This window comes from Salinivibrio sp. AR647 (assembly GCF_001995415.1).
Classification (GTDB): domain Bacteria; phylum Pseudomonadota; class Gammaproteobacteria; order Enterobacterales; family Vibrionaceae; genus Salinivibrio; species Salinivibrio costicola.
The window spans coordinates 36,957-48,060 of record NZ_MUFE01000006.1 but is presented as its reverse complement, the minus strand read 5'-3'; the positions used below and the strand labels follow the sequence as shown (position 1 = coordinate 48,060).

Annotated in this window: 7 protein-coding genes; 2 read left to right on the top strand and 5 right to left on the bottom strand. The window is 48.6% G+C overall.

Features of this window, described 5'->3' with window-relative positions; all coding sequences use genetic code 11:
• Positions 1-150 precede the first annotated feature (150 nt).
• On the bottom strand, positions 151-1,203 hold the full coding sequence (gene sohB, locus BZG76_RS08940) for a protease SohB (protein WP_021023935.1): 1,053 nt from the start codon (positions 1,201-1,203) through the stop codon (positions 151-153).
• A 125-nt stretch (positions 1,204-1,328) separates the two neighbouring features.
• On the opposite strand from sohB, the gene BZG76_RS08935 reads away from it, so the two are divergent.
• Positions 1,329-2,072, top strand: coding sequence for a YciK family oxidoreductase (locus BZG76_RS08935; protein WP_021023934.1), 744 nt, complete (start codon positions 1,329-1,331; stop codon positions 2,070-2,072).
• A gap of 47 nt (positions 2,073-2,119) precedes the next feature.
• Here BZG76_RS08935 and BZG76_RS08930 read toward each other — a convergent pair whose 3' ends face one another.
• The 3 genes from BZG76_RS08930 to rluB all read right to left on the bottom strand — a co-directional run bounded on the left by BZG76_RS08930 (position 2,120) and on the right by rluB (position 6,378).
• Complete coding sequence (locus BZG76_RS08930) at positions 2,120-4,138, bottom strand: TonB-dependent siderophore receptor (RefSeq protein WP_241824071.1); 2,019 nt, start codon at positions 4,136-4,138, stop codon at positions 2,120-2,122.
• Positions 4,139-4,334: 196 nt separating this feature from the next.
• Entirely contained in the window at positions 4,335-5,258 is a 924-nt protein-coding gene (locus BZG76_RS08925; RefSeq protein ID WP_077461044.1) for an AraC family transcriptional regulator, read from the bottom strand.
• 142 nt (positions 5,259-5,400) lie between these two features.
• A complete protein-coding gene (gene rluB, locus BZG76_RS08920; RefSeq protein ID WP_021023931.1) occupies positions 5,401-6,378 on the bottom strand; it encodes a 23S rRNA pseudouridine(2605) synthase RluB in 978 nt (325 codons plus the stop codon).
• Positions 6,379-6,708: 330 nt separating this feature from the next.
• Here rluB and dhaR point away from each other — a divergent pair, with 330 nt between their 5' ends.
• Positions 6,709-8,634, top strand: coding sequence for a dihydroxyacetone kinase operon transcriptional regulator DhaR (gene dhaR / locus BZG76_RS08915; protein WP_077461043.1), 1,926 nt, complete (start codon positions 6,709-6,711; stop codon positions 8,632-8,634).
• Between the two features lie 66 nt (positions 8,635-8,700).
• Here the strand turns inward: dhaR and ptsP are convergent, their stop codons facing one another.
• Entirely contained in the window at positions 8,701-11,103 is a 2,403-nt protein-coding gene (gene ptsP / locus BZG76_RS08910; protein WP_077461041.1) for a phosphoenolpyruvate--protein phosphotransferase, read from the bottom strand.
• Between the last annotated feature and the right edge of the window lies 1 nt (position 11,104).

Sequence of the window (11,104 nt, the reverse complement as noted above, 5' to 3'; positions counted from 1 at the left end):
GTGGATACGGTAATTTTTGGCTTGGCTCACATTATTCTTGATATTTATCCCATCATAGTGTGATTTCGCCAAGCCAAAGGCATGCCAGCAGTCAATGCGACGATGCCCTATTTTATGTGCAATATACCGGTATCATGCACGCGCGCTTGCTTACACCAGCGGACGCTGGCCTCGGCTAATCCATTTAAGTAACACACGATCGGCCACCTCAGCGGAGGTTCCTGCTAATTTCTCAGCGATATTTTTGCGCTGCTGATAAGAGACCGATAGCACTTTACGATCCTTGTTGGCCGCCTCAAAAAGATACTCGTCGCTGGTGCAGACTTGATCAATCAAGCCAAGTTCTAATGCTTGGTTGCCAAACCAGTGCTCGCCGGTTGCGACCTCATCAACATTTAACGAAGGGCGGTGCTCGGTGATAAACGCTTTGAATAGACCATGCGTTTCTTCCAACTCGGTTTTGAATTTTTCACGCGCTTTATCGGTATTTTCACCAAACATGGTCAAGGTACGTTTAAACTCCCCTGCGGTCAGCTGCTCAAACTCAATATCGTTTTTCTTGAGCAACTTATTAAAGTTAGGGAGCTGAGCAATCACACCAATCGAACCAATGATTGCGAAAGGCGCAGCGATCAGCTTATCGGCCACACATGCCATCATATAGCCACCGCTAGCCGCGACTTTGTCAACCGCGACAGTCAGCGGTACGCCGGCTTTACGAACGCGTGCCAGTTGCGAGGCGGCTAACCCATAGCCATGCACCATGCCGCCGCCACTTTCCAGTTTAACCAAGACTTCATCTTGTTCGGTCGCTACCGACAAAATGGCGGTCACTTCCTCACGCAATGCCTCGACTTCGCGGGCATCAATACTGCCTTTAAAAGTCAGAACAAAAAGTTGCGGATCGCGCTGTGTTGGCTGCGCCGTTTGCTTCTTCGCTGCGGCCTTTTGTGCCTTTTCTTCTTTCTTTTTCGCCTTTTTCTCGTCTTTATCGCGCGCTTTTAACGATGACTCATTGTAAAGATGATGTTCGAGCGACTGCCGGTAGGTCTTAAAGCTATCGGTTAAATCGGTAAGCTTCAGGCTGCCTTTCTGTCCGCCTTTATCATTCGCCGCGCGTAGCAGTGCCACTAACACCACCGCTGCCATTAAAAAGGTGACGACTTTCGCTAAAAAAAGCCCATAATCCGCAATGAATTCCAATGTTGTATCCTCTTTTTATCTCTGAGTTTGCAATGCCTCAGCCCAGTGCATCACGCACTTGGTTGTCACACATTACCCGCAACCTTACAATAATCTACGTTTAACAATAAATAAGGATTTGTACTGTGGACTATCAAGTAACCTCCGACGCGCTTCAAGGGCGTGTAATTTTGGTCACCGGCGCCGGCGCTGGTATTGGTCGTCAAGCGGCACTGAGCTATGCCGAAAAAGGCGCGACGGTGATTTTGCTCGGCCGCACCGTGAAAAAACTTGAAGCTGTGTACGATGAAATTACTGCCACGGGCGCACCACAACCTGCCATTATTCCCTTAGACATGCTGGGGGCAACCCGGCAGCATTATCTCGACATGGCGGATACCATTGACCAACAATTTGGTCGTTTAGACGGTGTACTCCATAATGCTGGCCTACTTGGCGTGCTAAGCCCTTTCGATCAAATCGATGAAAAATCGCATGACGATGTGATGCAAGTGAACGTCAAAGCCACCATGTTGATGACACAAGCCTTGCTGCCACTGCTGAAAAAGTCTGATGATGCGCGCGTGGTGTTTACCACGTCTACCGTGGGTCATCAAGGCCGTGCTTACTGGGGCAGCTACGCGATTTCTAAGTTCGCCACGGAAGGAATGATGCAAGTACTGGCCGATGAAATGTCAGACACCAAGGTACGAGTGAACGCGATTAATCCAGGTGGCACGCGAACTAGCATGCGCGCCAGCGCCTTCCCAGGCGAGGATCCCGACACATTAAAAACGCCACTCGATATTATTCCGCTCTACGTCTACCTCATGGCCCCGGAAGGTGTTGAAGTGCATGGCCAGTGCATTGATGCGCAACCCAAACGATAAACAAAAACGCCCCCATTGACGGGGGCGTTGTTTTTCACAAACGCGGTTTAAAAATCAAAGGTAATTTTTGCTTTTACATTCCGCTCATCACCATACCAACAGTTCAGCTCGTCGAAGCAGCTATAGGTCGTTTTATCCAGCAGGTTCGTTGCAGATAGTGACAATTTTGCTCCTGATAGCGACGTATCTAGCTGAGCAAGATCATAGTTTAGAGCGGTATCAAACAGGGTATAATCAGGCACTTTAAAGGTATTGTTCGCGTTACCCTGTGACTCGCCCACATAACGCGCCCCCACGCTCACTTCTAATCCGGAGGTTAACTGATGGTTCACCCAAGCACTGGCCGTTTGCTCGGGCACCCAAACCGGTGTCTTGCCATCAAGATTAGGATCGTCGGTGATCTCCATATCAATATAGCTATAGGTTAAGGCCACATTGGTATCTAGGCTCAGCGCATGACTCAGTTCAATTTCGACGCCTCGCGAACGGATTTCACCCGTTTGAATTTTGGCGTAAGAATCATTGGGATCGTTGACCAAGGCATCTTGCTTAGTCAGCTCAAATAACGCCAAGTTGAGCCCTGTCGTCCCATCCAATGATAAATACTTCAGGCCTGCTTCCCACTGCTCGCCCTTCGATGGATCAAAGACATTACCTCGATTATCCATGTCTGTCGGCTCAAAGCTCTCGGAGTAACTGAGATAAGGGGAAATACCGTTATCAAATTGGTACATGGCTCCGGCGCGAAACGCCAAATTGTAGTGGCGAATGTTTTTATCAGAGGTACTCGGTGACCCAGCAAACAATGTTTGCTGATCATCTTTTAACTCATATTCATCGTATCGCGCGCCAGCGAGGAAGACCCATTGATTCCAAAGGATCTGATCTTGGGCGTAGAGTCCGGTCTGCGTGACCTCAATGTCATGCTGATCCTGATAAACGAAGCTAAGTGAACTTGGGTCAACCTGGTTATTATTGGGCTCAAAGATATCAATAGCCGGCACCACACCTGCAAGGGTATCGTCATAGCCAACATTGGACGACATGTTTTGATAATCCAAGCCAAACAAGGTGTAATGTTGCGCTGCCCCCCAGCGCAAATCGCCAGAAAGCTGAGTATCAACCACCCACGATTCCATGGTTTCATCTGTCAGGTACGCATTACGCGGATAGTGTCTGTCATCACTGCTTTTTTGGTGGTACATGTTCTTTTGCAGTAAATCGGCATCGGTGTATCGTGCGGTGTGCAGTAGTGACCAATCAGAAGCGAGTTGGTGTTGCACCTTATAGCCCAGCATTAAAAACTCTCGGTCGTAGGTATTCCAGTTGTTGTCACCGGAAAAACTGTCACTCGAAAGGCTGCCTTGGTCACTGTGCAGCACTGAGCCTTTTGCTGGTAGCGACGTATAAATGCCCGCAGCCGGATCCGCTTGATAATATAGATTAAAATTCACTAAGGTATCTTGCGAAATACGCCAATCTAGCGACGGAGCCACGACATAACGCTCTTCTTCTGAATGCCCGGCTTGCCCGTCTTTTTTCCGTGCCAGCGCCACCATCCGATAGGCCAACGAGGTATCTTGAATCGCTCCGGTGCTGTCGACTGATATTTCTCGCAGCGCCTCTGTATCAGTACTGACGCCAACCCGATGCGCGGCTTCACGCTGAGGCGTTTTCGCGATCATATTCACCATACCACCCGGTGGAATATTTCCGTACAACACGGATGTAGGTCCTTTAAAAACCTCGACTTGCTCAATCGCGATCGGATCAATTTGTGGCTGTAAATTCCAGGTGTTGTAAGGGATCGCTAACCCGTCGTAAAAATTTTGATAGTTGATAAAACCACGAATATTGAAAAGGTCGAGACGGGTCACGGCCCCACCGCGAAGTTCGGTATTTACGCCCGGGGTGTAGCGGACGGCTTCGCTTAATGAACTTGCTTGGCGCTGCTCCAAAGTGTCGCGGTTAATCACTGTGACCGCTTGTGGTGTCTCTTCGGGTGCCAATACCGTTTTGGTGGCGGTATTGCGGTACGTGTCACCTAGGACTTGTATGGTTTCCATGTTGGCTTCTTGGGGAGCAGAGTAAGCCGACACAGTTACCACGCTGCTAATCACAGCTAAGGTCAACGGCGACAATCGCCCAATAGCCTGCCGTGGGCACGAAAAACCTGTATGCATCATGATTTCCTCTAATGACGAACCAATAAATCTAAAACGGAATCATTCGTATTTTATGGATACATAGAGGAAATACTGTTCATTTTGGTGCACGATGCACGGGATCGATAGCACGATGCACGGGATTGAGTGGCACCCAATATGTCATTACTGCGCTATTCGAGTGGGGCTGGTAACCACTGGGGTAGATTTCAAGCTCTATACCATCGGTGCATTGATAGCCAGAGTCTGGTAGCCAAGCGTAAATAAACGCCTGCAATGTATCAGGGAGCCCGCTCACCGGCCCGGAGTGCGTGATAACGGCATAGGTCGTTTCCGGAATGATCCAGCTTGTGGTGTCATGTTGAAAGCCTGCTAATGCCTGTTGTCCCGCAAGGTATGGCAACGGTGATTGCAGTGTATCCGCGCTAGCTACATCAATGGCACCGATACTTGGCTGGTTTAGATCAATCACGCCGCGCGCATAGGCTCGCTGCCAAAGCGCTGGCACAACATCATTAAAATCAGGCTCTGGCGCAAATAATCCCAATATCGGTGCAACGTCTCCCGCGATTGTGGCTTGAGGTCGCGTTTTAATCTGCACAGATAACCACAGAGGTTGTGGTGTGGTTAAAGTGGTAATTTGTAACGGTGTACGAATACCATCCATAATGCCTCGTCGACGATATTCTCGAGGCGTCATATTATATTGCTGTCGAAATGCGCGGGAAAAATTAGCCTCAGAGGTAAACCCACAGGATAAGGCAATATCAATGATACGACGTTGGCCAGTCAGTAACTGCTTAGCGGCATCACTCAATTTAAGCTCCCGCACGTAGTGCGCAACACTCATCCCCGTTTGCTCAGAGAACACGCGCTGCAGTTGCCAACGAGACCAGCAACTTTTTGCTGCAAGTTCACTAACCAATAGTGGCTGATCTAAATGGGTATGGATGTAGGCTAATACACGCTCAATCCGATTCAAACGGGTGGCAGCTTGATAAGGCTCAGCAGCGATCGTCATTATTTCCGTATATCGATAGTTCTATAAATTGAGCTGACAATAACACAAATAATAATCGTTATCATGTATACCCTTCTCTTCTCTCTTGAATAAAAAAACCCGACACAAGGCCGGGTTTTCATTCATTAATGCTGAAAGCGTTTTATTTACGCGTCCGAGGCTTTCCTTTCCCTCTTGGCGCGCCAGGGCGTGGGCTACCTTTTTTGGGTCCCGACCCTTTTGGTCCTGCTGCCGGGGCATTACCACGGCGAGCTTGACGGGCTTTCTTTGGCTTATCGTTCGAGTCGATACGCTCTTCATAGCGGCGCACTGCTCGACGAATTTTCTGACGCGACTTTTTACGCTTTTGGTCTTCTGGCGTGATCACTGTTTGCGATTCAGGCTTCATTTCCACCATCTCGCGCAAATAGTTAACTTCTTTAAGTTCCATCTCGCGCCAACCACCACGTGGCAGGTCTTTCTCAAGATAAATGTCACCGTAACGCACTCGCTTCAAGCGGCTCACAGTCACACCTTGAGTTTCCCAAAGGCGACGCACTTCGCGGTTACGCCCTTCGGTGATCACAACATAAAAGGTGTGGTTCATCCCTTCGCCACCCGCGTAAACCACGTCCTCAAAGCGGGCAACACCGTCTTCAAGCTCGACACCGGCCACCACGTTGCGCACCATGTCTTCGTTCACATCACCAAAAACGCGCACCATATATTCACGCTGCACTTGGCGGCTTGGATGCATCAAGCGGTTTGCCAGTTCACCGTCAGTGGTAAACAGCATGAGACCGGACGTGTTGGCGTCCAAGCGGCCAACAGCGACCCAGCGGGCATCTTTGAGCTTTGGCAACCGGTCGAACACGGTACGACGACCTTCTGGGTCGCTACGCGTACATAGTTCGCCCTCTGGCTTGTTGTAAGCCAGCACGCGACATACTGACTCAGAAGGCGCATTGAGCGGCACTGCATGGCCATCGACACGCACCAGCGCACTCGGATCGTCAAGACGGTCGCCCAGCTTGGCCACCACACCATTGACACTCACTCGGCCGGCTTGGATATAGCTTTCCATTTCGCGGCGTGACCCCGTGCCAGCACGCGCTAGCACCTTCTGTAATTTTTCGCTCATGTTTGTCTTACCTTACTGTCGCCTTCACAGGCGTCAAAAACGGAATAACTCTACGTTATGGCTGGTTATAATACGCCCCTAGTAAAACTTGTTGAAACATCTCCAACAAGATAAAGCGCGGCGCTATAACAGGTGCCTAATGATACACGACCGCATCACGCACGCATAGAAAAATACACCCTGACCACTGGATAAAACGGTCAGTTTTTATACGTCTTTTATCTCGCTCATTTCGTCTCTCTGTGCTGAGGCGTGAAAGTTCTCACAGCTGCTGGGCTAAAGTACCTGTAACATGCCGACAGTCCATAACTTGTGCTAGAGCGGTATAGCATGCTTTCGATCGAAGACAATAAAACCAAATGGGACTTTTTCCAAAAACACCACTGGGTGTCTCATGAATTCTCACGTACCCCCGTACTTAAGTCGTGGGAGCGGTGTATAAAGCAATGTAATCCCTACACTTGGTCAAAACCACACATTGCCTCTGGTTTTACCTTGTCGTCTTTGATGAAGCGCAACGAGCATCTTATCGAATGTGCCACCACAGTGCTTGAAGATACTTACGATATGTTAGGCGAAGAAAATTTGCTATTGATTGTGACTGACAACAATGGCTGCATTCTTTCTCTCGTCGGGCATGACGTAATAAAGCAGGAGATGAACGAGCTTGGTATAAAACACGGTTGCTTTCTTTCTGAAGGGAAGATTGGTACCAATGCAGTCAATCTCTGTATCAACACCCATATGCCTTGTGAAGTATTTGCCGCAGAACACTTTAATCGTCACTTACATCCTTATGCCTCCGTGGCAGCACCTGTTTTCGATCAATTTGGCAAGCTACGTGGGACAACGTGTTTGATTAAAAACGCAGAACACTACCAGAAAGAGAGCTTAGTCATCATCGCGTCAAGTGCGAGAGAAATCAGTTTGCAGATACATATTCATTCTGAACAAGAGAATATTAACCGTCTTTCCTGCGCGCACAACGCCACACTAGAGTCCATGGATGATGGTCTCCTGGCATGGGATGAAGACAACCACATCACAATGGTTAACCATCAATCTGAGCGATTACTGAATATTGAGGCGAGCGATATCTTAGAGAAAGATGTGTTCTGTGTTTTTCGTTTTCCACCTAATGTACTCAACAGTATTGAGTCTGGCACAACGATTAAGCGTAAGCTGACCACAATAGAAGTCAACGGCGAGTTCGTCGAAGCTATTATCACGCTGCGTGCGCTCAATGACGGCACCCATTTACTGTTCTTGCACCCCATCGATAAAATTCGCGAACTAGCTCAACAGCAAATCGGAGGCAGTGCACGATATACATTCAATACGTTGCCTGTTATTTCACGCAAGATGAAACACGTGATTACCATGGCCAAGCGGGCGATAAAATCGAATTCACCGATCTTCATTACTGGAGAGGAAGGTGTGGGAAAAGCGACGTTAGCCATGGCGATTCATAATGAGAGTAGCTATAAAGATGGGCCATTCATTACGCTCAACTGCCGCTCGATCAATACGGAACAACTGGTGAAAGAGACCTTGGGCTATGATGAAGGACAGGGCATGCCTTCTAAGTTTGAGTTAGCTCACGGCGGAACTCTGTTTTTAGAAAAAGTGGAATACCTATCGCCAGACTTACAAGCCGTGTTACTAAAGTTATTAAAGACAGGCTTGGTAAGCCGTAGCGACAGCTTGCGATTGATCCCAGTAGACTTTCAACTCATTACCAGTACGACCGCAGAAATCAGCGAATATGTTACACAGCGCTCATTTGGTCGCCAACTCTACTATGAGTTATCCTCAAACGAACTCCCTATTTCGCCACTAAGAAAACGCAGAGAAGACATCGAACATCTTGTCCAGCAGCTTGTTAGCCATTACGAGCGTCGCCACAATGTAACCCTCTCGATAGAACAAGTGGCATTGGAAGCGTTAATGAATTTTCGTTGGCCAGGAAATAACTCCGAGTTAAGAAACCGAATTGAGCGCATCTTGCTTAATCGAGGTTCAAACTTGATCAAACTGAGTGATATTCCTGAGGACATAAAATTGAACGCCCATCATCGTACAGATAATACGCCGATCATAACCCTAGAAGAAGCCGAGAAAAGAGCCATTGTTCAGGCTTGGAATCAATGTAATGGGAAAATGAACGAGATGGCCAAAGCACTGCAAATTGGACGCACGACACTATGGCGAAAAATCAAAAAATTTGGCTTACATGAACAGATGGAGTGGTACTAACGAGTCATATTAAAAAAGTCATATAAAAAAACCGGCGTTGAACGCCGGTTTATACGTAGAGGAACGCTATGCCTGCAAAGACAGTTGGCGAATCTGAGCTTTGAGTCCAGGCAGCAGGCTAGCGCTGGCGCTGAACTTACGAAGACCAATACCAAGTAACATCTGTGTTGCGTTCGGATCACCCGCCATTTCGCCACACATGCTCACGGGAATACCAGCACGCTCACCGGCAGCACACGTCAATTCAATGGCTTTTAACACCGACGGTTCAAAGTAATTCACAAGCTCTGCGACTGCCGTATTGCCGCGATCTGCCGCCATAACATATTGCGTCAGATCATTGGTACCAATAGAAAAAAAGTCAACTTCTTGCGCCAACGCATCCGCATTTAGGACAGCAGCGGGTACTTCTATCATAATACCGACAGGAAGCTTACTTGCATCCACCCCTAATTGCTGAGCTTGATGCGCCAACAATGCTTTCACTTTTTTTACTTCTTCAACCTGCGCGACCATAGGTATCATCAGTTGAATATTCGGCTGTACCTGAAACGCCTTTAAAATCGCGCGCAGTTGCGTGTTAAATAAAGCTTCATGCTTGAGGCACAAACGTACCCCTCTCAAGCCTAAAAAAGGATTATCTTCCTCAGGCATAGGATAAGCCGCTAGAGGTTTATCCCCTCCCACATCGAGACTACGAATGGTGAGTGGTTTATCGCCGAGCGCAGCGGCAATGTCTCGATAAACTTGGTATTGTTCATCTTCAGTCGGTAAGGCTTCACTGTCTTGGAATAGAAACTCGGTACGAAATAGACCAACACCTTCTGCCCCCGATGTTAACGCATTTTCCAAATCATTCGGTCCACCAATATTCGCTAAAACGGGAATAGCGATACCATCGCGAGTCATCGCCACTTGCTGTGCGCTCGCTAGCGCACTTTTTCGCGCGTTTTGCCATTCAATTTTCTGTGCGTCTAGCGCCTGCTGTATCTCATCTGACGGCGCAAACCATAAGTGCCCTTTGAAGCCATCAAGCGTCACCATTTGACCTGACCGAACGGCATCGAGACACCCTTGCGCTTTTACCATCGCGGGGATCCCCATCGCGCGAGCAAGTATCGCACTATGGGACGTTTTACCGCCTTCACTTAAACAAATACCGAGCACTTTTTCTTTATCGAATCCAGCCACATCCGAGGGCATAAGGTCATGGGCCAATAAAATACTTGGCTCCTGAATCTCAATGGCCTGAGGCTTGGCACCTGTCATTTCAATCATCACTTGGCGGGCAATATCATGTACATCAGCTTCACGTTCGCGCATGTATAGCGTCTCAGCATGACGATATTCTTCCGCCAGCGCGTGAAGGGTTTCTAGCCAAGCTTGCTCGGCAATCATGCCTGACTGAATATACGATTCGACCGATTGCCACAATTCAGGGTCACTTAACATCATGCTATGCGCCGAAAATATGTCTCCTTTCGCTTGCTTTGCTTGACGTTGTAAACGCTGAACAACGCACTCTATGGCTTGCTTAACATGCGCAATTTCATCGGTTTCATGACCAAAGGGACGATCGGGTACGGAGGGCATATCACTGGTAAAAAGAACAACGGGCGCCGTTACAATACCTTCATTCACGCTAATCCCTGTGATCGCGCCTTCAATGGTTTGCGCATTCACCTCATGGTGTAATGTATCAATTTCATCGCTTTGATGTTCGAGAGCACCATCATCAACGGCCTGTTTTTCGCCAAAGTGATCATGTGCGAGAGCTTTAAATGCTGCTATCGCATCCACGGCTTGGGAACCAAGGGCATGTATGGTTATGGTCTCATTGCAACGGACACCAAGCTTCGCAATACTATTGAGACTTTTTGCATTGACCTGTCGGTCGCCCTTTTGTAGCCAGAGTTGACAGTCAAAGCGCGCCAGTGCGCCAACAATGGCGGCGGCTGGCCGAGCATGTAATCCATGCGGATTTTGCACGATCCAGTCGTATGTCAGCGCTTCTTTGTCCTGCGTCGCCGTTTGCGCGGGTTCCGCATTTGTTGATGGCTGATCACCTAGATGCGCTTGTTTTACACCCAAGGCATTCTGCGCTTCCTCAACCACGGTTGCCATCGGTAACCCTGCCGCTGCTGCCACCGATGCCGCCATCGTCCCTTCGACGATGGGCGCTGATATTAACGTCACACTTTCCTTTATTTGATCATCAAGGAGATCTAGCGCCATTTCTGCACTCAGCAATGCGCTTCCGAGATCCATCAAGACAATAACGCCTTTTTCATCATTCACCCGCTCTATCGCTTCCATGACAGCAATGGTATCGGTACCTATCGGGTTTTCAGGATCATCAACACCTGCAGCAATGGCGATATTCGCTTTGCCTTGGGTCATTTGGGTCGCTAATTCAGCGACCCCCTCAGCAAGGCGACGACTATGAGAGACAACAACAATTCCCACCATC

What these genes read in the sequence shown, in the direction of transcription:
- BZG76_RS08925 (WP_077461044.1), bottom strand. Translation starts at nt 5,258, where the DNA reads ATGACGATCGCTGCTGAGCCTTATCAAGCTGCCACCCGTTTGAATCGG.
- ptsP (WP_077461041.1), bottom strand. Translation starts at nt 11,103, where the DNA reads ATGGTGGGAATTGTTGTTGTCTCTCATAGTCGTCGCCTTGCTGAGGGG.
- BZG76_RS08930 (WP_241824071.1), bottom strand. Translation starts at nt 4,138, where the DNA reads ATGGAAACCATACAAGTCCTAGGTGACACGTACCGCAATACCGCCACC.
- rluB (WP_021023931.1), bottom strand. Translation starts at nt 6,378, where the DNA reads ATGAGCGAAAAATTACAGAAGGTGCTAGCGCGTGCTGGCACGGGGTCA.
- dhaR (WP_077461043.1), top strand. Translation starts at nt 6,709, where the DNA reads ATGCTTTCGATCGAAGACAATAAAACCAAATGGGACTTTTTCCAAAAA.